The organism is Sphingomonas sp. KR3-1 (assembly GCF_040049295.1).
Taxonomy (GTDB): Bacteria; Pseudomonadota; Alphaproteobacteria; order Sphingomonadales; family Sphingomonadaceae; genus Sphingomonas.
The window spans coordinates 1418315-1437970 of the sequence record NZ_JBDZDQ010000001.1; the positions used below are offsets into that span (position 1 = coordinate 1418315).

General features: G+C 68.2%; 19 protein-coding genes and 1 pseudogene. 8 read left to right on the forward strand and 12 right to left on the reverse strand.

The features are described from left to right. Nucleotides 1–8 precede the first annotated feature (8 nt). Nucleotides 9–428 (forward strand): annotated as a pseudogene (locus tag ABLE38_RS06975) (DUF1801 domain-containing protein). Here the strand turns inward: ABLE38_RS06975 and ABLE38_RS06980 are convergent. The 7 genes from ABLE38_RS06980 to ABLE38_RS07010 all read right to left on the reverse strand — a co-directional run bounded on the left by ABLE38_RS06980 (nt 416) and on the right by ABLE38_RS07010 (nt 6594). After that, nucleotides 416–1678 carry a cyclopropane-fatty-acyl-phospholipid synthase family protein gene (locus ABLE38_RS06980; protein WP_348973433.1) on the reverse strand — a complete coding sequence of 421 codons (1263 nt, stop codon included), beginning with the start codon at nt 1676–1678 and terminating at the stop codon, nt 416–418. The pseudogene ABLE38_RS06975 and the gene ABLE38_RS06980 sit on opposite strands and share 13 nt — an antisense overlap. A gap of 83 nt (nt 1679–1761) precedes the next feature. Further along, nucleotides 1762–2499, reverse strand: a complete 738-nt coding sequence (locus ABLE38_RS06985) for a molybdopterin-binding protein (RefSeq protein ID WP_348973434.1) — start codon at nt 2497–2499, stop codon at nt 1762–1764. Continuing rightward, nucleotides 2496–3173: a cytochrome b/b6 domain-containing protein gene (locus ABLE38_RS06990; RefSeq protein ID WP_348973435.1), complete on the reverse strand. Its 678-nt coding sequence runs from the start codon at nt 3171–3173 to the stop codon at nt 2496–2498. The genes ABLE38_RS06985 and ABLE38_RS06990 overlap by 4 nt, the downstream gene beginning before the upstream one ends. A 17-nt stretch (nt 3174–3190) precedes the next feature. Continuing rightward, a complete protein-coding gene (locus ABLE38_RS06995) occupies nt 3191–3949 on the reverse strand; it encodes a sulfite exporter TauE/SafE family protein (RefSeq protein WP_348973436.1) in 759 nt (252 codons plus the stop codon). A 41-nt stretch (nt 3950–3990) separates the two neighbouring features. Continuing rightward, on the reverse strand, nt 3991–4398 hold the full coding sequence (locus ABLE38_RS07000; protein WP_348973437.1) for a GNAT family N-acetyltransferase: 408 nt from the start codon (nt 4396–4398) through the stop codon (nt 3991–3993). Further along, the gene (gene rlmN / locus ABLE38_RS07005; RefSeq protein ID WP_348973438.1) at nt 4395–5630 is read right to left on the reverse strand and encodes a 23S rRNA (adenine(2503)-C(2))-methyltransferase RlmN; all 1236 of its coding nucleotides are present in this window, start codon (nt 5628–5630) and stop codon (nt 4395–4397) included. The genes ABLE38_RS07000 and rlmN overlap by 4 nt, the downstream gene beginning before the upstream one ends. 28 nt (nt 5631–5658) lie before the next feature. Next, nucleotides 5659–6594 carry an NAD(P)H-binding protein gene (locus ABLE38_RS07010; protein ID WP_348973439.1) on the reverse strand — a complete coding sequence of 312 codons (936 nt, stop codon included), beginning with the start codon at nt 6592–6594 and terminating at the stop codon, nt 5659–5661. 94 nt (nt 6595–6688) lie between these two features. Here ABLE38_RS07010 and ABLE38_RS07015 point away from each other — a divergent pair, with 94 nt between their 5' ends. Both ABLE38_RS07015 and ABLE38_RS07020 read left to right on the forward strand, forming a co-directional pair. Continuing rightward, nucleotides 6689–7564: a LysR family transcriptional regulator gene (locus tag ABLE38_RS07015; RefSeq protein WP_348973440.1), complete on the forward strand. Its 876-nt coding sequence runs from the start codon at nt 6689–6691 to the stop codon at nt 7562–7564. 103 nt (nt 7565–7667) lie between these two features. Continuing rightward, nucleotides 7668–8054, forward strand: coding sequence for a hypothetical protein (locus tag ABLE38_RS07020; RefSeq protein ID WP_348973441.1), 387 nt, complete (start codon nt 7668–7670; stop codon nt 8052–8054). Nucleotides 8055–8263: 209 nt separating this feature from the next. On the opposite strand, the gene ABLE38_RS07025 is transcribed toward ABLE38_RS07020, so the two are convergent. Both ABLE38_RS07025 and ABLE38_RS07030 read right to left on the reverse strand, forming a co-directional pair. After that, nucleotides 8264–8731 carry an invasion associated locus B family protein gene (locus tag ABLE38_RS07025; RefSeq protein WP_348973442.1) on the reverse strand — a complete coding sequence of 156 codons (468 nt, stop codon included), beginning with the start codon at nt 8729–8731 and terminating at the stop codon, nt 8264–8266. Further along, nucleotides 8728–9411 carry a histidine phosphatase family protein gene (locus tag ABLE38_RS07030; protein ID WP_348973443.1) on the reverse strand — a complete coding sequence of 228 codons (684 nt, stop codon included), beginning with the start codon at nt 9409–9411 and terminating at the stop codon, nt 8728–8730. The genes ABLE38_RS07025 and ABLE38_RS07030 overlap by 4 nt, the downstream gene beginning before the upstream one ends. A 326-nt stretch (nt 9412–9737) precedes the next feature. Here ABLE38_RS07030 and ABLE38_RS07035 point away from each other — a divergent pair, with 326 nt between their 5' ends. The 3 genes from ABLE38_RS07035 to ABLE38_RS07045 all read left to right on the forward strand — a co-directional run bounded on the left by ABLE38_RS07035 (nt 9738) and on the right by ABLE38_RS07045 (nt 12633). Further along, entirely contained in the window at nt 9738–10400 is a 663-nt protein-coding gene (locus ABLE38_RS07035; RefSeq protein WP_348973444.1) for an outer membrane beta-barrel protein, read from the forward strand. Between the two features lie 137 nt (nt 10401–10537). Then, nucleotides 10538–11650, forward strand: coding sequence for a DNA polymerase III subunit beta (gene dnaN, locus ABLE38_RS07040; RefSeq protein ID WP_348973445.1), 1113 nt, complete (start codon nt 10538–10540; stop codon nt 11648–11650). A gap of 218 nt (nt 11651–11868) precedes the next feature. Further along, nucleotides 11869–12633 (forward strand): Coq4 family protein, encoded by a 765-nt coding sequence (locus tag ABLE38_RS07045; RefSeq protein ID WP_348973446.1) that lies wholly within the window; start codon nt 11869–11871, stop codon nt 12631–12633. Between the two features lie 21 nt (nt 12634–12654). On the opposite strand, the gene ABLE38_RS07050 is transcribed toward ABLE38_RS07045, so the two are convergent. Continuing rightward, entirely contained in the window at nt 12655–13404 is a 750-nt protein-coding gene (locus ABLE38_RS07050; RefSeq protein ID WP_348973447.1) for a hypothetical protein, read from the reverse strand. Nucleotides 13405–13496: 92 nt separating this feature from the next. Here ABLE38_RS07050 and recF point away from each other — a divergent pair, with 92 nt between their 5' ends. Further along, on the forward strand, nt 13497–14564 hold the full coding sequence (recF, locus tag ABLE38_RS07055; RefSeq protein WP_348973448.1) for a DNA replication/repair protein RecF: 1068 nt from the start codon (nt 13497–13499) through the stop codon (nt 14562–14564). Between the two features lie 122 nt (nt 14565–14686). Here recF and ABLE38_RS07060 read toward each other — a convergent pair whose 3' ends face one another. Further along, on the reverse strand, nt 14687–16099 hold the full coding sequence (locus tag ABLE38_RS07060; RefSeq protein ID WP_348973449.1) for a M20/M25/M40 family metallo-hydrolase: 1413 nt from the start codon (nt 16097–16099) through the stop codon (nt 14687–14689). Nucleotides 16100–16220: 121 nt separating this feature from the next. On the opposite strand from ABLE38_RS07060, the gene gyrB reads away from it, so the two are divergent. Beyond that, the gene (gene gyrB, locus ABLE38_RS07065) at nt 16221–18773 is read left to right on the forward strand and encodes a DNA topoisomerase (ATP-hydrolyzing) subunit B (RefSeq protein ID WP_348973450.1); all 2553 of its coding nucleotides are present in this window, start codon (nt 16221–16223) and stop codon (nt 18771–18773) included. Between the two features lie 58 nt (nt 18774–18831). On the opposite strand, the gene ABLE38_RS07070 is transcribed toward gyrB, so the two are convergent. Then, the gene (locus ABLE38_RS07070) at nt 18832–19656 is read right to left on the reverse strand and encodes a hypothetical protein (protein WP_348973451.1); all 825 of its coding nucleotides are present in this window, start codon (nt 19654–19656) and stop codon (nt 18832–18834) included.

Below are 19656 nucleotides of genomic sequence, written 5' to 3' on the forward strand. Positions count from 1 at the left end.
GAGGCAGGATGGCCGAGCTCAAGACCAGGGCGACCGAGATCGCAGTGGCGGTCTTCATCGCGGCGGTGCCCGACGAGACGCGGCGCAAGGATGCCGGAACGCTGTCCGCGATGATGGCCCGGCTGACCGGCGAGGAACCCCGGATGTGGGGGCCGTCGATCATCGGCTTCGGGCGCTATCGCTAGCGATATGACAGCGGCCGCACCGGCGAGATGTGCCGGATCGGCTTCAGCCCGCGCAAGGCCGAGCTGGTGCTCTATGTCCTCGACGGCAATGCCGACCAGGGCGAGCTGCTCGGCCGGCTCGGCAAGCACAGAACCGGCAAGGGCTGCCTCTACATCAAGAGGCTCGCCGATGTGGACGCGGAGATGCTCGAGGCGATCGTCCGCGCCAAGATCGATCGGATGGCTGCCGCCTACCCGGACTGACCCGCCTGGCGGAGTGTCACCTTGTGCGGCTCGCGCAGCTCGCGCTCCTCGTCGAACATGTAGTCGCGGGTGAGCGGCAATGCGTCGCGCGAGCGCGAGAATTGCAGCTGGTAGTTGACCAGCCCGCCATATTGGAAGCTGACATGGCAGCCGGCGAGGTAGAAGCACCACATCCGGTAGAAGCGCTCGTCATAGAGCGCGACGATCGCATCGCGCGCGGCGACGGTGCGCTCGTACCAATGCTTGAGCGTCTCGGCATAATGGAGGCGCAGCACCTCCACATCGGTCATGAAGTAGCGCAGCCCCTCATAGCCCTTGGCGATCTCCGAGAGCGCCGGGATATAGCCGCCGGGGAAGATGTATTTGAGCGTGAACGCGTCGGTGACGCCCGGCGCGCCCGCCCGGCCGATGGTGTGGAGCAGCATCACGCCCTGCGGCGTCAGCAGCTCGCGCACCTTGCGGAAGAAGGCGCGGTAGTGCGGCGTGCCGACATGCTCGAACATGCCGACCGAGACGATGCGGTCGAACTGGCCGGTGACGTTGCGATAGTCGATCAGCTCGAACTTCACCTTGTCGGCGACGCCGGCATCGAGCGCGCGCTGGCGCGCGACCTTGAGCTGCTCTTCCGACAGCGTCACGCCCAGCACCTCGGCGCCGGTCTTCTCGTGGATGTAGAGCGCCATGCCGCCCCAGCCGCAGCCGATGTCGAGCACCTTCATGCCCGGCTTGAGCGCGAGCTTGGCGACGATATGCGCCTTCTTGTCGAGCTGGGCCTGCTCGAGGCTGATGCCCGCATCGCTGAAATAGGCGCAGCTGTACTGGCGGTCGGTATCGAGGAAGAGATCGTAGAGCTTGCCCGACAGGTCATAGTGATGCGCGACGTTCCGCTTCGAGCGGCGCTGCATGTTGATCCGGCCGATGCGGAAGGCGATGGCGTCGAGCGCCTTCTTGAAGCGGCTCGGCATCAGCACCGAGTCATTGTTCTCCCAGGGATTGTTCGCCGCGAACAGGATCAGCATGTCGAGGATCTCGCCATCCTCGATCACCACATCGCCGTCCATGAAGGCCTCGGCCGCGCCGAGCGAGGGATCGCGCAGGATCCGGCGGGCTGCGCCCGCGCCGAACCGGATCGTCACCGGCTTGAGCGCCGGATCGGGCGCTCCGAAAACCGCCTGGGAGCCATCCGCATGGATGACGGTAAGTTGTCCGCGCTTCACTGCGCGTGCGAAAAAACGATCGATCAACGCCATTCAGCCGTCACCACCTGTACAGCCCCCGGGAACCACACCTTAGGACCGCCCCGGATTTCCGCAATATTTCCGCAGGTGCGAAATCAAATTCCGGCATACCATTCGTATCCGGCGATATCCTCCCAGAAGCCGCCCTTGCCGCGGCCGATCCCGGCGAGGCTCGCAACCGCCTCTATCGCCATGACATATTTGGCCTGCTTGTAGCCGAGCTGACGCTCGACGCGCAGGCGGAGCGGCGCGCCATGCCCGACGCCGAGCGGCGCATCGTTCATCGACCAGGCAAGGATGGTCTGGGGGTGGAAGGCATCGATCAGGTCGATCGATTCGTAATAGGGGATGCCGTGCGCGCCGAACCGGTCGGCGCAGTGGAAGACAATGTAGCGCGCGCCGTCCTGCAGGCCCGCCAGCTGGAGCACGCCCTCCAGCCGCGGCCCCTGCCACTTGCCGATCGCGCTCCACCCCTCGACGCAGTCGTGCCGGGTGATCTGGGCGCGTTGCGGGAGCGCGCGCAGCTGGTCGAGGCCGAGCGAGAGCGGCCTGCGGACCAGCCCGCCGACCTGCAGCCGCCAATCGGCGAAGTTGTTCGCGACCAGCGCGTTGTAGTCGGGCGTGTCCGGGTTGGCGGTGCCGTTGGTGCGGAAGCGTGGGCTGCGCTGCTCGGGGCGGAACTCGCGCGCCAGCGCAGCGCGGCCGCCGATCGAGCGCTGGAGGAACTGGTGCGCCTGCTCGGCGCTGAGCAGCAGCTTCGAATCGCTCCACGCGTCGCAGCCCGCGAGCAAGCTCGCGCCGCCGGTAGCGATCAGGCCGCGCCGCGTGATCATTCGGCAGGCACCTGCCACCAGCCGGTGATCATCGAGCGGACCTCGCCCACCGCGCCGGCAAGGATCACCAGCATGAGATGCACCACGATGAAGCCGCTGAGCAGCGCCATCGCGATGAAGTGGAGCGAGCGCGCCGATTGCCGCCCGCCGCACAGGTCCGCGATCCACGGCCACATGCCGGGCGACAGGGCGAGGCCGGTGAAGATCAGCAGCGGCAACAGCACGAACAGCACCAGCGCGTAGCTCGCCTTCTGGAAGAGATTATAGGCCCTGGGATTGGCGGGATCGTGGAAGCGCATCGCCCAATGCGCCTTGAGGTCCTGGGCGACATGCCCTCGCGTCAGCTCCGCGCGACGGAAGCGCAGGTCGCGCTGGAGGTGGCGGTTGGCGAGGCTCCAGGCGAGGTAGACCAGCAGCGCGAAGGCCAGCACCAGCGCGAAGAACAAATGCCAGTGCCGCGCGCCGGCCAGGTCATAGTGCGAGGGCAGCGTCAGCCAGCCGGGCCAGCGCGGCAGCTCGAGCCAGGCATGGTCGAAATTCGCGCCGTAATTGCCCCAATAGAGCCGCGGATGCGCGTTGAAGATCATCAGCCCGCTGGGAATCATCACCAGCACCGCGAGCGCATTGAGCCAGTGCCAGATGCGCGTGACCAGCCGGTGGCGATAGACCTGCATGCCGCCAGCCTAGCCGATTATCCGTAGGCGCGCACGAAGAAGACGAGCGTGGTCGCGCCGGTGACCAGCAAGGTCCACAGCCGCACCACGCCGTGCGGCAGCCGCTTGCCGATCCGCGCGCCGAGCCAGCCGCCCAGGATCCCGCCGAGCAGCATCGGCAGGCACGCCCACCAGCGCACCATGCCGATCGCGACGAAGACGATCGCCGCCGCGCCGTTCGCCACTGCGAGCATCAAGGTGCGGATCGAGAAGAGCGAGCGCGGGTCCGCCGCGGCGAGCAGGCCATAGACGGCGGTGGTGATCAGCCCCACCCCGCCGCCGAAATAGCCGCCATAGATGCCGAGCAGGCTCTGCGCGGTGACCAACGTCTTCGGCCCGATCGTGACGCGCGCGTGCAGCCAGTCGGAAGCGCGGCGGCCGAACGCCATCACCACGAAGGCGAAGAGCAGCAGCCAGGGGATGATCAGGTCGAATGCGCGGGTCGGCGTGAGCACCAGCAGCGTGCTGCCGACCAGCCCGCCGGCAAAGGTGATCGCGGCAAGCGCGCGCACCGGCATGCCGCCCACCGGCGCCAGCTCGTCGCGATATTCCCAGGCGCTCGCCCCCGCGCCGGGCAGCAGCGCGACATTGGAGGTGGCGTTGGCGATGTTCGACGGCAGGCCGAGCGCGATCAGCGCGGGCAGTGTCGCGAAGGTGCCGCCGCCGGCGAGCGCGTTCATCGCCCCGCCGAGCATGCCCGCGGCGGCGGGGAAGAGGAGAGCGGAGAGGTCGGGCACGCCGCTCCTTCCCGTGCCCATCCGCGCTTGTCGAGCGGTTTCTAGCCGTCCAGCGGCAGCTGCCAGTGCAGCGCGTTCGCCGCGTCGCGCTGGACAAAGCCGTTGCGGCCGAAGAAGCGGCCCGCCGCCGGATTGTCCGCCAGCGTTTCGAGCACCAGCGCGGACAGGCCGAGCTCGGCCGCCCAGCGCCGGGCTTCATCGAGGAGCCGGCGGCCGAGCCCCTGGCCGCGATGGCCGCGGTCGATCTCGAGCCGCCGCACTTCGCCGGCATCGCCGTCGCGCTGGCAGGCGAGATAGCCCGCGACGCGGCCATCGACGCGCAGGACCGCCAGCATCCGCCCGGCCCTCGGCCGCGCGAAGGCGCTGTCGAACGGGTAGACGAAATCGCACCGGGCGAGCGCCGTCGGATCGAGCGTTTCGACACGCTCGATCGCGACGCCGGGGATCACCCGAGCGCCGCCATCTTCTCTTCCGCCTCGCGGTCGAGCTGGGCGCGGCTCTTTTTCTCGGCAGCGGTCTTGAGCTGGCCGCAGGCGGCGTCGATGTCGCGGCCGCGCGGGGTGCGCACCGGGGCCGAGATCCCGGCCTCGAAGATGATGTTCGAGAATGCGCGGATCCGCTCCGGCGTCGAGCATTCGTACGGCGCGCCGGGCCAGGGATTGAACGGGATCAGGTTCACCTTGGCGGGCAGGTCGTACTTCCTGAGCAGGCGGACGAGCTCGCGCGCCTCGGCGTCGCTGTCGTTCTTGTCCTTGAGCATGACGTACTCGAAGGTGATGCGCCGGGCATTGTTGGCGCCGGGATAGTCGGCGCAGGCCTGGAGCAGCTCCTCGATCCCGTACTTCTTGTTGATCGGGACGATCTCGTCGCGGACTTCCTTGGTGATCGCGTGGAGCGACACCGCCAGGTTGACGCCGATCTCCTCGCCGGCACGCGCCATCATCGGCACCACGCCCGAGGTCGACAAAGTGATGCGGCGCTTCGACAGCGCGAGCCCGTCGCCGTCCATGACGATCGACAGGCCGTCGCGGACATTGTCAAAATTGTAGAGCGGCTCGCCCATCCCCATCATCACGATGTTGGTGAGCATGCGCCCCTCGGGCTGGCTCGGCCATTCGCCGAGCGAATCGCGGGCAAGCATGACCTGGCTGACGATCTCGCCGGCGGTGAGGTTGCGCACCAGCCGCATCGTGCCGGTGTGGCAGAAGCGGCAGTTGAGCGTGCAGCCGACTTGGCTGGAGACGCACAAGGTGCCGCGGTCCGCATCGGGGATGAAGACCATCTCGTAATCCTGGCCGTCGTCCGAGCGGAGCAGCCATTTGCGCGTGCCGTCGGTCGAGACCTGCGCCTCGACCACCTGCGGGCGGCCGATCACGAAGCGCTCGGTGAGCCAGGGGTGCTGCGCCTTGGCGATGTCGGTCATCGCCGAGAAATCGGTGGCGCCGCGATTGTAGATCCAGTGCCAGATCTGCTTGGCGCGCAGCTTGGCCTGCTTGGGCTCGAGACCGGCATCGGCGAGCACCGCGCGCATCTGGTCGCGCGTGAGGCCGATCAGGTCGGTACGGCCGTCCTCGCGCACCACCGCGGGGCGGGGCACGGGCACGGGATCGATGTGCCCGGGAATGGGCATAGGTTCGATGTGCCCGTGGACGGGCGAGGGCGCGGCCGAAGCTGTATGCATGGCCGCGCACATAGTCGATCTCGCGCGATTATTCCAGTGACCCGAGTGCCTTGAGGCTGACCCGCAGCGACTCGGCCAGCGGCGTGTGCGGCTCCTCGCCCAGAAAGGCGACCAACTCGCGATTGTCGAGCCGCACCGGGTGGTTCCAGAAGGGGCGCATCTCGAGCAGCTCGCGGATCGTCGAGTTGAAGAGGGCGACGAGCGGGAGGACCGCCCAGGGCAGTCGGACTTGCCTGGCGTCACGCCCCGCCGCAGTGGCGATCGCCGCGGGGAAGGCGCTGCCATCGGGGTCCCAATGGCCGGCGAAATGGAAGCGGGCGAAGCGGGGCAGTTCCTCCTCGCGGTCGAGCAGGCGGGCGAAGGTCTCGCCGACATCGGGGAGATAAGCCCAGGCATGCCCCACCCCCTTGCGGCCCGGATTGGTGACCTTGGTCACCGGCTTGCCGGGAGTGATCATGCCCTGCGAAAGCCAGGAGTTGCCGGGCTTCGGGCCATAATAGTCCCCTGCCCGCAGGATCACCGCGCGGACCCCGGACTCGGTGATTCGCGCCTCCATCGCCTTGCGGATATTGCCCTTTCGCGTGGCGGGCTGCTGGGGCGAATCCGCGCGCGCCACCGGGGTCTGGGCGGGATCGTAATTGTAGATCGTGCCAGGCAAAGCCAGGCGGGCGTCGTTGGCCCAGGCCGCCGCGATGCTGTTCTCGAGCATCGGCAGGACGCGCTTGTCCCATTCGCGATAGCCCGGCGGGTTGACCGCGTGGACCACCGCCGCGACGCCCTTGGCCGCAGCCAGCACGTCGCTGCGAACCATCGCGTCACCCTCGTGCCACTCGATCTCGGGGTCGAGGCCCGGGCGCAGCTGGCGGACCAGCCCGCGCACCTGCCAGCCTTTGGCGCGGAGCGCCCGCGCGGTCTCGCCGCCTACCCCGCCGCTGGCACCGAGTATCAATGCGATCCTGTTCATTCCGGTCTCCCTTGCTCGCTGTGTCACCACGGAATGAAGGACTCTCAGATAGAAGGAAATTGCCTAACCTTTGCATGTCACCTATAAGAATTTGATGAGCATTGACTGGGAGCAGCAGCGCGCCTTTCTGGCGGTGCTCGAGACGGGCAGCCTTTCGGGCGCGGCGCGGCGGCTGAACCTGGCGCAGCCGACGGTGCGGGTGCGGATCGAGGCGCTGGAGGCGGCGCTGGGTACGCCCCTGTTCACCCGCTCGCCTGGCGGGCTGACCCCTACCGAGCGCGGGCGGTCGCTGCATGAGCATGCACGCGCAATGGCGTACGCTTCGGACGCTTTTGTCCGCACTGCCTCCGCCGCGCCCGAGGAAATCGCCGGCACGGTGCGCGTCACGGCGAGCGAAGTGATCGCAGTGGAGGTGCTGCCGCGCGTGTTCGCGGCGCTGGCACGCGAACATCCGCGGCTGGTGATCGAGCTCTCCCCGAGCAACCGCAACGAGGACGTGCTGCGCCGCGAGGCCGATGTCGCGGTGCGGATGGTGCCGCCGCGCCAGGAAGCGCTGGTCGCGCGGCGGATCGGCGCGGTGCCGCTCGGCGTGCACGCGCACCCGAGCTACCTCGCCGATCGGCCCGCGCCGACTTCGGTGACCGACCTGACCGGACACCGGGTCATCGGCCCCGAGCGCGATTCGCCGATCCTGCGCACGGTGCAGGAGGCCGGCTTCCCGATTCGCCTCGCCGATCTCGCCTTTCGCAGCGACAGCGACCATGCCCAGCTCGCCGCGATCCGGGCGGGGATCGGGATCGGGATATGCCAGGTGCCGATCGGCATGCGCGACGGGCTGGTGCGGCTGCTGCCCGACTTCGAACTCGCCCTCGAGACCTGGGTGGTCTGCCACGAGGATTTGCGCGGCCTGGCGCGGGTGCGCACCGTGTTCGACGCGCTGGTGGCCGGCCTGCAGGCCTATCTCGGTTAATCCCGAGTCCGCCACGCGCCGCCGTGATCCGCTTGCCCTGTTGCATCCATGCCACGCACCCTGCGTTGACGGGGGTGACTAAGTGTTTGTTTGGAGTGCAGAAATGAAGCTCATTGGTACGATCCTCGCCGGCGCCACGCTGGCGTTCGCGCCGGCCGCGCTGGCGCAGACCGCCCCGCAGACGACGCCCGCCCCGGCAGCTCCTGCCGCCGCCCCCGCCACCTCGGCCACGGTGACCGATGCCGAGGTCTCGCAATTCGCCACCGCCGCGCTCGAGGTCGAGAAGATCCGCAAGGACACGACCGTGGCGGACGCCGACAAGGGCGCCAAGATGATGGCCGCCGCGACCGGTGCCGGCCTGACGGCGGAGCGCTTCAATGCGATCGGTCAGGCGATGGCCACCGACACCGCGCTCAACGCGCGCGTGCAGGCCGCGGCCAGCGCCAAGATGGCCGCGAGCGGCACGACGCCGGCGGCGAAGCAGAACTGACCTGTCCTCAGGCAGAAGGCGAAAGGCCGGGGCTTTGGCTCCGGCCTTTTTCACGGGTGCGGTTCGGCCTCTCCCTCACCGTCACCCCGGCCTCGTGCCGGGGCCCACGGTGCCGCACCGGATGACAGTTGGGCCTCTTGCCTGTCACTCGCCTCTTGGTGGACACCGGCACAAGGCCGGGGTGACGAAGGTTCTGGGGAATTCCGCCCCTAGCCCTTCGCGCAGCCCAGCGCGGCGGCATCGATCGCGGTGGCGGCGCCCTTGAGCGCGTAGCTGTCGGCGAAGGGCGTGCCGCTGGCGCCGACCGTCTCCACGCTCATGCTCCGCCCCGCGCGCATCGCAGTGACGATCGCGGCGTCGGTGCGGGCATCGGGCGCCCAGGCGTCGGCATCGCCGGCCTGGAGCTCGAAGCGGCGCTCGCCGATCGACAAAGTGACGCGGGCATTGGCGGCGCGGGCGCGGCTCAGGCGGATGTGGAGCTGGTTGCGCACGCCATCGCGCGGCCAGGTGGCGATGCTGGCGAACGGGCGCGCCTCGCGATATTTCTCAACCGGCTGGGCGATGGCGAAGCAGCGCAGCGGCGACGCGTCGCGGAACGCCCCCCAGCTGTCGAACGTCCCGAGCGGCGCGCGTGGTTGCGCCTGGGAGAGCAGCAGGAGCAGCGCCAGCGCGCTCATGCCGGCGCGGCGCTGCGGCCGGTGCCGGTGTGGACCACCGTCTCGACCCCGGCTTCGATCTTGACCACCGACCCTTGCGGCAGATCGGGCGCCACCGGTGCGCCGAACTGCGGCATCACCGGCAGCCCGGTCATCACTCCGCGCAGGATCCGGCTCGACATGCCGTGCATGATCACCAGCCGGTCGCCGGGATCGTCATCGGTGTCGGCGAGCCAGGACGAGACGCGCACCGCGATCCCGTCATACCATTCGCCGCCCGGCGGCGCATGGGTGTAGAGGCCGTGCTCGACATCGAGAAAGCCCGGCGCCTCGGCCAGCACATCGGCATAATAGCGCCCGCTCCATTCGCCCATGCCGATCTCGACCAGCCGGTCGTCGTGGCGGGCCTGGTGCCAGTCGAGCTCGAGATGCTCGGCGATGATCGCCAGCGTCTGCAACGCGCGGCCGGCGCTCGACGACCACATGGTCAGCCTGGGCCTGGGCCCGAGGATCGCGCGCAGCGCCGCGCCCATCTGGTCCGCCTGGGCGAAGCCGGCGCGGGTGAGCGGCGTGTGCGGATGATCGCCCTGCATGCGCCGGGCGAGGTTGAACACGGTCTCGCCGTGCCGGGCGATGAAATCGCGGCCTTTGCGGTGGTTTGTCACGGTGCCGTTGAAACCCGGACCGGCGGGGAAAGGCAATGGCGAAATTGGCGGCGGCGACTGGGCGGTGCCAACTCCCTCGTTACCCCGGCCTTGAGTCGGGGCCTCGCTGGCTTTGCTCGTTCGAAAGAAGAAGCGGGATCCCGGCTCAAGGCCGGGATGACGGGAGACGAGCACGGCGCAACTCAGTTTTGCCGTCTCGATGAGCAGTGCATCGTGCGCGACGGCTGCCCGTTCCGTAGCGTTACCTGTGACAAAAGAGCAACGGAATCAGCTGTTTATCTGAGGTTCATGAAACTTCCGACTCCCCCGCCCGGTTGAGCCGTCCGCCTGCCTGTTCGCGGGCCAGTACCCAAGGAGTAGTTATGCGTAAGCTTGTATTCGTCGCCGCCCTCGCCGCTTCCACGGCCGTCGCGGCGCCCGCCTTCGCCCAGGATTCGACCCCGTCCAACGGCGGCTTCCATGTCGGCGTGATCGGCGGCCTCGACATCCTGCGCCCCGGCAGCACCGAGGATTCGGACCTGCGCGGCGACGACCAGAGCACCGAGGGTTTCCTCTACGGTGTCGAGGCCGGCTATGACATTCCGCTCGGCGACAAGGCGTTCATCGGCATCGAGGGCGAGGCCAGCAAGGCGACCGGCAAGGTGCGCTACGACACGCCCGATCCCAACGACTTCGGCTATGGCCAGGTGAAGACCGGCCGCGACCTCTATGTCGGCGGCCGCGTCGGCTTCATGGCGAGCCCGAGCACCAAGATCTACGCCAAGGCCGGCTACACCAATGCCCAGCTCAACCTGCTGGCATCGGACGGCACCTCCAGGCTCGAGGACCGCTACAACCTTGACGGCTGGCGCGTCGGCGCCGGCGTCGAGAAGTCGATCGGCAGCAACACCTACGCCAAGCTCGAATATCGCTATTCCAACTACAAGGACGCGAATTTCGAATATGCCAATGGCGCGACGACCAACCAGTTCAACGTCGATACCGACCGCCACCAGATCGTGGCGGGCGTCGGCTTCCGCTTCTAAACTGGCTGCAGCGCATCATTTTGGTGTGCATAGAGAGGGCCGGGGCGCTTGCTCCGGCCCTTTTTGCCGTTAAGGGTAAGCGTCGGATTGGTCCCGGTACCGGGTTGGATTCGGGCACATAGCCCCGGGGGTTCTTGATGAAGGCGACGATCGAACGCGCAACTCTTTTGAGGGGCCTCAGCCACGTCCAGTCCGTGGTCGAGCGGCGCAACACGATCCCCATCCTGTCCAACGTGCTGATCGAGGCACAGTCGGGCGGCACGATGCGGCTGATGGCGACCGACCTCGACCTGCAGATCGACGAGACGATCGCGGCAGCGGTGGACCAGCCCGGCTCGGTCACCGTGCCGGCGCACACGCTGTTCGACATCGTGCGCAAGCTGCCCGAGGGCTCGCAGGTCGAGCTGACCGCGGCCGAGGGCCGGATCACGGTCAATGCCGGGCGCGCGCGCTTCACGCTATCGACGCTGCCGCGCGACGATTTCCCGATGATCGCCGAGGGCGAGCTGCCGACGACGTTCGAGCTGCCGGCCGAGACGCTCAAGCAGATCATCGACAAGACCCGCTTCGCGATCTCGACCGAAGAGACGCGCTATTATCTCAACGGCATCTATCTGCACGTGACCGAGGAGACCGCCCCGGTGCTGCGCGCCGCCGCGACCGACGGCCACCGCCTCGCCCGCGTCACCGTGGCGCGCCCCGACGGCGCCGATTCGATGCCGGGCGTGATCATTCCGCGCAAGTGCGTGGGCGAGCTGCGCAAGCTGCTCGACGAGGTCGACGGCTCGATCGGCGTGTCGCTGTCCAACTCGAAGATTCGCTTCGACCTGGGCCAGGCGATCCTGACCTCGAAGCTGATCGACGGCACCTTCCCGGATTACACGCGCGTGATTCCGACGGGCAACGACAAGCTGCTCAAGCTCGACCCGAAGAGCTTCATGGAAGGCGTCGACCGCGTCTCGACGATCGCGACCGAGAAGACGCGCGCGGTGAAGATGGCGCTCGACCGCGACAAGATCATCCTCTCGGTGACCAGCCCGGAGAATGGCGCGGCGGCCGAGGAAGTGCCGGGCGACTATGCCGCGATGCCCTTCGAGATCGGCTTCAACAGCCGCTATCTGATGGACATCCTCAACCAGATCGAAGGCGATTCGGTGGAGGTCCACCTGGCCGACGCCGCGGCGCCGACGCTGATCCGCGAGAACGACAAGTCGCCGGCGCTGTACGTGCTGATGCCGATGCGGGTTTGAGGTTCCCCTCCCTGCAAGGGAGGGCCTTGGGTTAGAAAAGGTCGGGCTCGATGCCCGGCCTTTTCTTTTTGCCGACCGGTCGCCGGGCTCGCAAACGCTCGCAACCCACCCCCGGCCCCTCCCTTGCAGGGAGGGGAGAAGGGATGTGCGCTTACCGGAGTTGATTTCCTGACCCGGCTCCTATATTGACACTATTGTCAGTAAGGGATTCGACCAGAATGGCCACGCAACCCGCGCCGCAGACCTTCAACCCCGGCATCCCGATGAAGCGGGAATGGGGCACGGCGTTCCGCGCGCTGGGGCGGCTGCTCGCCAATGGCGACGATACCGAGCAGGTGTTCCGGATCATGCGCGCGCTGAACGGCGACGTGACCCAGCGCAACTATCGCAAGCTGCTGACGCTGCCGGGCGGCGGGCGCATCGCGTTCAAGCATGTCGAGATGGCCGAGCGGCTTTCGGACCGTGCCTGGATCGACGGCTTCGCCGCGGGCACGGTGGGCGCGGCCTATCGCGAGTTCCTCGATTCGACCGGCTTCTCGGCCGACGGGCTCGTCGCGGTCAGCATGGCCGAGGGCGCGTTCCAGAATGTCGATGTCGAGCATCCCTATGCCTGGATGGGCCGGCGCGAGCGCGACATCCACGATTTGTGGCACGTGATCACCGGCTACAAGGCCGACGAGCATCTCGGCGAGGCCTGCCTGGTCGCCTTCTCCTTCGCGCAGACCGGCGGGCTGGGCTGGGGCTTCATCGCGGCGGGCGCGGCGCTGAAGAGCCTGCGCATCACTCGCAAGCTCGATTTCTTCCGCGCGGTGGTCGAGGGCTATGCCCATGGCAAGCGGGCCGGCTGGCTGCACGGCGAGGATTACGAGACGCTGCTCGCCGAGCCGCTCGACCAGGTCCGCCGCCGGCTGGCTATCGGCGACCCGGCCAAATACCGGATCGCGCAGGCGAGCCTGGCCGAGGCCGGGCTCAAGGGAATCTAGTTACGCCTGCCCCTGCCCACCTCAGGGCAGCGTCTGGATCTTGCCGCCGCCCGGCTTCATCATGCCGTCCATCGCGCTGAACAGCTCGTCCGCCGAGGTGACCGGCGCGGGCAGCTCGAAATGCTTGGGATCGATCCTGGCGGTGTCGAACGCCTTGAACTCGATCAGCGGCGCCTCGGGCTTGGCGGCGGCCTCGTCGACGGGGGTGATGCGCAGCGGCGTGCCCTTGGCGAACAGCTCGGTCAGCCGGGCCGAGAAGCCGGTCTCGGCGGGGAACATCTGGCCGAAGAAATCGGCGGCGATCGCGATCGCGCGGCGGAACACGTCGCCGACCGGGGCGAGCGCGGGATCGGCGGCGACCACTATCTCGACATGCCGCTTCTGCGACGCCTCGTCGCCCTGCACCATCATCAGGTTCCAGGTCGCGCCCTGCTGGCCGGCGATGGCGACGGCGGCACCCGGCGCGAGGCCGAAGCGCATCTCCGCCGCCTTGGGATCGCCGCCCTTGGGGATGAATCCCTTGATCAGGCTCGCCATCTCGGCGAGCTCGAAGACCTTGGGGCCATCCTTGTCGTCGATCACGACATAGTCGGTGCCCTCGCGGTGGATGATCGCGAACTTGCCGGCGACGTCGAGCCGCGAATTGCCGGCCTGGTCGGCCTCGACGACCAGCTCCTTGCCGCCGGCGGTGTAGTGCGCGGTGATGTCGGCGAGCGCGGGCATCGGCAGCAGCGCGAGCAGCGCGGCGAAGAGCAGCTTGGTACGCAACATTCGGTTCTTCCCCCTTTGAATCGGCACGATCATCCGCGAGTTCGCGCGCGGCGGCAATAGTGCGGCGGCGCAGGATCGGCTATCGGCGGGAAATGGCAGTGTCCCGCCTCGTGCTAACCGACTTCCGCAACCATCAGGACGCCGTGCTCGCACCCGGGCCGGGCTTCGTGGTGCTGAGCGGCGAGAATGGCGCGGGCAAGACCAATGTGCTCGAGGCGCTGTCGCTGCTCGCCCCCGGCCGCGGCCTACGCCGCGCGCCACTGGCCGAGATGGCGCGGCAGGGCGGCAAGGGCGGGTTCGGGGTGGCGGCGCGGCTGGGAGACGTCGACCTGGGCACCGGCACCCAGGCCGATGCGCCCGAGCGGCGGCAGGTGCGGATCAACGGCGCGACCGCGGCGGCGACGACGCTGGCCGAATGGGTGAGCGTGCTGTGGCTGACCCCGGCGATGGACCGGCTGTTCGTCGATGCCGCGGGCGAGCGGCGGCGCTTCCTTGACCGGCTGACGCTGGCGCTGGAACCCGGGCATGCGCACCATTCGACGCGCTACGAAGCGGCGATGCGCGAGCGCAACCGGCTGCTCGCGGACGACGGCGCGCCCGATCCCGACTGGCTGACCGCGCTCGAAGCGCGGATGGCCGAACATGGCGCCGCGATCGATGCGGCGCGGCGTGACATGGTTTCCGCGCTCGCCGAGCGGCTGGCGGCGCAGCCTGAGGGACCGTTCGCCCGCGCAGGACTCGCGCTTGAAGGCTGGCAGGGCGATGCCCGGACGCTGGCGCGCGAGCTCGCCGCCGGCCGCCGGCGCGATGCCGCTGCAGGGCGCACGCTGAGCGGGCCGCACCGGGCAGACCTGCTGGTCACGCATCTGGGCAAGGGCCAGCCCGCGCATCTCTGCTCGACCGGTGAGCAAAAAGCGCTGCTGCTCGGGCTCGTCCTCGCCCATGCCGAACTGGTCGCCGAGCGCGCCGGGCGGGCGCCGATCCTGCTGCTCGACGAAGTCGCCGCGCATCTCGATCCGGGCCGCCGCGCGGCCTTGTTCGCGCGGCTGGAGGGGCGCGGGCAGGTATGGATGACGGGGACCGAGCCGGCGCTGTTCGAGGCGGTACCCGGGGGAGCGACGCGGTACCGGGTGGCGGAGGGGATCGTCTCTGCCGAATAGGCCTGCATGCGAAGCGAGCCCTGCCACCAACCAAGAAAAAGCCGGGCATCGAGCCCGACTTTTTCCAACCCACCCCTGCCCCCTCCCTTGCAGGGAGGGGAGTTTAGAAGCGAATGGCCCCGCTATTTCTGGTCCGCATACGCCTTGACCAGGTCGAACAGATAGTCGCGGCCGGTGTAGAGCGACTTGATCTCCATCCGCTCGTTCAGCCCGTGGATGCCGTTGAGATCGGGATCGAGCCACATGCCCGGCACGCCATAGGTCGGGATGCCGACCGCTTCGAGGAAGATGCCGTCGGTGGCGCCGGTCGACATGGTCGGCAGCACCGGCACGCCGGGGAAATATTTCGCCGAGAGCGTCTCGGCCGGCGCGATGACCCTGGGATCGAGCGGCGGCGCCTTGGCCAGCGGGCGGATCGGCGGGACGGGGGTGATCTTGACCTTGGCATCGCCGATCGCCGCGACCAGCTCGGCCTGGACCTGTTCGATCGGATGGCCGGGGAATATGCGGCAATTGATGTTCGCCTCGGCATGCTGGGGCAGCGCGTTGTTCGCATGGCCGCCCTCGACCAGCGTGGCGACGCAGGTGGTGCGCAGCATCGAATGGAAGCTGCGATCGGTGTTGAGCAGCGCCTCGGCCGCCTTGTCGCCCGGATCCCTGGCGATCGCGACCATCGCGGCGCCCATTGCGCCGCCGCGTGCCGCGCCCGCCTTGGCAAAGAAGACGCGCGTCGTGTCCGACAGCTCGGCCGGGAATTCATGCTCGCGGATCTTCACCAGCGCATTGGCCAGCTCGTAGATCGCATTGTCGCGCACTGGGATCGAGCTGTGCCCGCCGGGATTGACCGTCTCGATCCGCCAGTTCTGCACGGCCTTCTCGCCGACCTGCATCGTCTGCACCTCGACGCCGCCATGGCCGTTGCTGCGCCCGCCGCCACCTTCGTTGAGCGCGAATTCGGCATCGATCAGGTCGCGCTTGTTGTTCGCGAGCCATTCGGCGCCGTTGAACGCCCAGGTCGTCTCCTCGCCGCAGGTCAGCGCCAGCTTGATCGTGCGCCTGGGCTTGTAGCCCGACTGGCGGAAGCGGATCAGCGTGTCGGCCCAGATCGCGGCCATCGCCTTGTCGTCGACGGTACCGCGGGCGTAATAATAGCCCTTCTCCTCGACCAGCTTGAACGGATCGCGCACCCAATCCTCGCGCTTGGCGGCGACCACGTCGATATGCGCGAGCAACAGGATCGGCTTCGCGGTCTTGGAAGTGCCCGGATAGATCGCGACCAGCCCGCCATCGTTGGGATGATCGGGGACGGCGAAGGGAATCAGCTGCGCGTCGGTGAACCCCGCCGCCTTGAGCCGCACGGCAATCTGTTGCGCCGCCTGGGTGCAGCTGCCGACATTGACCACCGTGTTGGTCTCGACCAGCTCCTTGTAGAGTTCGAAGAACTTCGCCTGATCGGGGCGCAGATCCTGCGCCGCCGCGGGCAATGCCGATGCGGCCAGGCCGAAGCCCGCCAGTGCCGTGATCCACGTCTTCATGCTGCGTCCTCCCCTGGTGCGACGCGGAGTGAAGCACCTTAAGCCGCGCGCGCCAATAGGGGGCATTTCGAGGGGCCTGCGCGCCCCTATTTTGCTTCCGTTTCGCGGGCGGCGACCCTATATGCTTGGCATGGCAAGCACTGACGACACGACTCCCGAAAACACCCCCAACGCGAACGCTTACGGCGCAGACTCGATCAAGGTCCTCAAGGGCCTGGACGCAGTGCGCAAGCGCCCCGGCATGTATATCGGCGACACCGATGACGGTTCGGGCCTCCACCACATGGTGTTCGAGGTCTCGGACAACGCGATCGACGAGGCGCTGGCCGGCCACTGCGACAAGATCATCATCCAGCTCAATCCGGACGGCTCGGTCAGCGTCGAGGACAATGGCCGCGGCATCCCGACCGGCATCCACTCCGAGGAAGGCGTGTCGGCAGCCGAGGTCATCATGACCCAGCTCCATGCCGGCGGCAAGTTCGAGAACACCAGCGACGACAATGCCTACAAGGTCTCGGGCGGCCTGCACGGCGTCGGCGTGTCGGTGGTCAACGCGCTCTCCGAGTGGCTCGACCTCAACATCTGGCGCGACGGCGAGGAGCATTGGATGCGCTTCGCCTATGGCGACGCGGTTGCCCCGCTCAAGGTGATCGGCACGGCGCCGGAGGGCAAGAAGGGCACGCGCGTGACCTTCCTCGCCTCGACCGAGAAGACCCCCGGCGACGGCGGCACCTTCAAGAACCAGATCGAATATGACTTCGAGAAGCTCGAGCATCGCTACCGCGAGCTGGCGTTCCTCAACTCGGGCGTCCGCCTGTTCCTGCGCGACGCGCGGCACGAGGAGGTCAAGGAAGTCGAGCTCTATTACGAGGGCGGCATTGCGGCGTTCGTGAAGTATCTCGATCGCAACAAGGTCGCGCTGATGCCCGATCCCGTGGCGATCGCCGGCACCCGCGACGACGTGACGATCGACGTCGCGCTGGAGTGGAATGATTCCTACTACGAAAACGTCCTCTGCTTCACCAACAACATCCCGCAGCGCGACGGCGGCACGCACCTGGCGGCGTTCCGCGCGGCGCTGACCCGCACGATCAACGGCTATGCCGACAAGAGCGGCATGCTGAAGAAGGAAAAGGTCAGCCTCACCGGCGACGACATGCGCGAGGGGCTCACCGCGATCGTCTCGGTCAAGCTGCCCGACCCCAAGTTCAGCTCGCAGACCAAGGACAAGCTGGTCTCGTCCGAAGTGCGCCAGCCGCTCGAGAGCCTGATGGCCGACAAGCTGGCCGAGTGGCTCGAGGAGAACCCCGCCAACGCCAAGATGATCATCCAGAAGGTGATCGACGCGGCGGCGGCGCGCGAGGCCGCCAAGAAGGCGCGCGAGCTGACCCGGCGCAAGGGCGTGCTCGATATCGCCAGCCTGCCCGGCAAGCTCGCCGACTGCCAGGAGCGCGATCCCGCCAAGTCCGAGCTGTTCTTCGTCGAGGGTGACTCGGCCGGCGGCTCGGCCAAGCAGGGCCGCGACCGCCATTTCCAGGCGATCCTGCCGCTGCGCGGCAAGATCCTCAACGTCGAGCGCGCCCGCTTCGACCGGATGCTGGCGAGCCGCGAGATCGGCACGATCATCACCGCGCTCGGCACCGGCATCCGCGACGATTTCAATATCGAGAAGCTGCGCTACCACAAGATCGTCATCATGACGGACGCCGACGTGGACGGCGCGCACATCCGCACGCTGCTGCTGACCTTCTTCTACCGCCAGATGCCCGAGATCATCGCGGCCGGGCACCTCTACATCGCCCAGCCGCCGCTCTACAAAGCGTCGAAGGGCCGCAGCGAAGTGTACCTCAAGGACGACGCGGCGCTCGACCAGTATCTGGTCGATGCCGGCGTGGGCGGCACCGTGCTCGATACGCAGGGCACGCAGCGCGGCGGCGAGGAGCTGCGCGAGCTGGTCGAGCATGCCCGGCGCATGCGGACCCTGATGCGCTATGTGCCGCGCCGCTACGATCCGATGATCGTCGAGGCGCTGGCGCTCGGCAACGGCTTCGACCCGAATGCCAGCCGCGAGCAGCGCGCCGCGAGCCTGACCACCGTCGTCACCCGGCTCGACGCGGCCGATGCCGATGCGCGCTGGTCGGCCCGGATCACCGAGGATGGCGGCTATCATTTCGAGCGGCTGTGGCGCGGCGTGACCGATCACCACATCGTCGAGGCGAACTTCCTGGTCTCGGCCGAGGCGCGCAAGCTGCACGCGCTCGCCGCGGAGCAGAGCGCGCAATATCTGCTGCCCTCCAAGCTGGTCTCGTCCAAGGCGACCGCCGCGGCCGAAGCCGCCGAGGCGCCGGCCCCGACCGAGGGCGAAGAGGATGTGCCGGTCGTCGCCGGCAAGGGCGAGGCGCTGGTCTCGCGCCCGAGCCAGCTGCTCGACGCGATCCTGGCGTTCGGCCGCAAGGGCCTGGCGATCCAGCGCTACAAGGGCCTGGGCGAGATGAATGCCGAGCAGCTGTGGGAGACCACGCTCGACCCGACCAACCGCTCGATGCTGGTGGTGCAGGTCGACCAGGCCGATGTCGCGGACGAGATCTTCACTCGCCTGATGGGCGACGTGGTCGAGCCGCGGCGCGAGTTCATCCAGGACAATGCGCTGAGCGTGGCCAACCTCGACGTCTGAAGCGGCCTGACAGCAAGGGAAACGGAAAGACCGGGCGGTGGCGACACCGCCCGGTCTTTCAATTGCCGGGCTTCGCCATCGCGCGCGAGATCTGGTGCGCCTGGCCGGTGGCATAGCCGGTGCCCTCGATCGCATAGAGGCCCGCGAGCAGCCGCGCGTCCATCTCGGTCATCGCCCTGGGCGGAGCGCCGGCCTGGGGATCGAACAACGTCAGGATGGTATTGACCGCGGCGCCGTCCCTGGGCGGATGCGCGCCGGCGAGCGTGCGCATCACGACATAGTCGGCGATCTGGGCGATCGTCTTGTCGAGCACTACCCGCTTGTCGAGCACGACCACGGCGTTGACCGTCGCGGCCTGGGTCGGCTGGCCGAACACCGAGCTGCTGTGGCTGTCGCTGAGCGCGGTCTTGGGGGCGCCATCCTCGTCGCGTTCCTCGATCAGCCGCCAGGCATGGACCGGGCCCTTGGCGAAGGCATCGCGCAGGTCGACATCCTGGAGATCGTCGAAAAAGGTCGAGTGGCGCTTGCGCATCATCGCGATGAAGCCGTCGGCATCGGCGGCGATCACCAGGACCAGGTTGGGCTCGCACCCGGCCGCGCCGAGCCGCACCTTCGCACCCTCGGCATCGCGGCGCAGGCGATCGGCGATCGCATCGGCCTTGGCGGCGGGCACGCCGAGCACGAGCGGGCAGACCGGCTCGAGGAAGCGCGCCAGCTGGCCGGTGTCCAGCGCGACCAGCTGGCGGACGAAGCGCTCGGCCTGCTTGACCGGGGGCTGCTGCTTGCCGGTGACGGTGATCGCGGCGTCGGGCTTGTCCTGCGCCCATGCAGCGGGCGCGGCGAGCGAAGCAGCAAGCAGCAGCGCGGGGGTGATGAAGCGCAT

Coding starts and splice junctions, on each gene's coding strand:
- ABLE38_RS06980 (WP_348973433.1), bottom strand. CDS start 1,678: ATGGCGTTGATCGATCGTTTTTTCGCACGCGCAGTGAAGCGCGGACAA.
- ABLE38_RS06985 (WP_348973434.1), bottom strand. CDS start 2,499: ATGATCACGCGGCGCGGCCTGATCGCTACCGGCGGCGCGAGCTTGCTC.
- ABLE38_RS06990 (WP_348973435.1), bottom strand. CDS start 3,173: ATGCAGGTCTATCGCCACCGGCTGGTCACGCGCATCTGGCACTGGCTC.
- rlmN (WP_348973438.1), bottom strand. CDS start 5,630: ATGCATACAGCTTCGGCCGCGCCCTCGCCCGTCCACGGGCACATCGAA.
- ABLE38_RS07010 (WP_348973439.1), bottom strand. CDS start 6,594: ATGAACAGGATCGCATTGATACTCGGTGCCAGCGGCGGGGTAGGCGGC.
- ABLE38_RS07015 (WP_348973440.1), top strand. CDS start 6,689: ATGAGCATTGACTGGGAGCAGCAGCGCGCCTTTCTGGCGGTGCTCGAG.
- ABLE38_RS07020 (WP_348973441.1), top strand. CDS start 7,668: ATGAAGCTCATTGGTACGATCCTCGCCGGCGCCACGCTGGCGTTCGCG.
- ABLE38_RS07025 (WP_348973442.1), bottom strand. CDS start 8,731: ATGAGCGCGCTGGCGCTGCTCCTGCTGCTCTCCCAGGCGCAACCACGC.
- ABLE38_RS07035 (WP_348973444.1), top strand. CDS start 9,738: ATGCGTAAGCTTGTATTCGTCGCCGCCCTCGCCGCTTCCACGGCCGTC.
- dnaN (WP_348973445.1), top strand. CDS start 10,538: ATGAAGGCGACGATCGAACGCGCAACTCTTTTGAGGGGCCTCAGCCAC.
- ABLE38_RS07045 (WP_348973446.1), top strand. CDS start 11,869: ATGGCCACGCAACCCGCGCCGCAGACCTTCAACCCCGGCATCCCGATG.
- ABLE38_RS07050 (WP_348973447.1), bottom strand. CDS start 13,404: ATGTTGCGTACCAAGCTGCTCTTCGCCGCGCTGCTCGCGCTGCTGCCG.
- recF (WP_348973448.1), top strand. CDS start 13,497: ATGGCAGTGTCCCGCCTCGTGCTAACCGACTTCCGCAACCATCAGGAC.
- ABLE38_RS07060 (WP_348973449.1), bottom strand. CDS start 16,099: ATGAAGACGTGGATCACGGCACTGGCGGGCTTCGGCCTGGCCGCATCG.
- gyrB (WP_348973450.1), top strand. CDS start 16,221: ATGCTTGGCATGGCAAGCACTGACGACACGACTCCCGAAAACACCCCC.
- ABLE38_RS07070 (WP_348973451.1), bottom strand. CDS start 19,656: ATGCGCTTCATCACCCCCGCGCTGCTGCTTGCTGCTTCGCTCGCCGCG.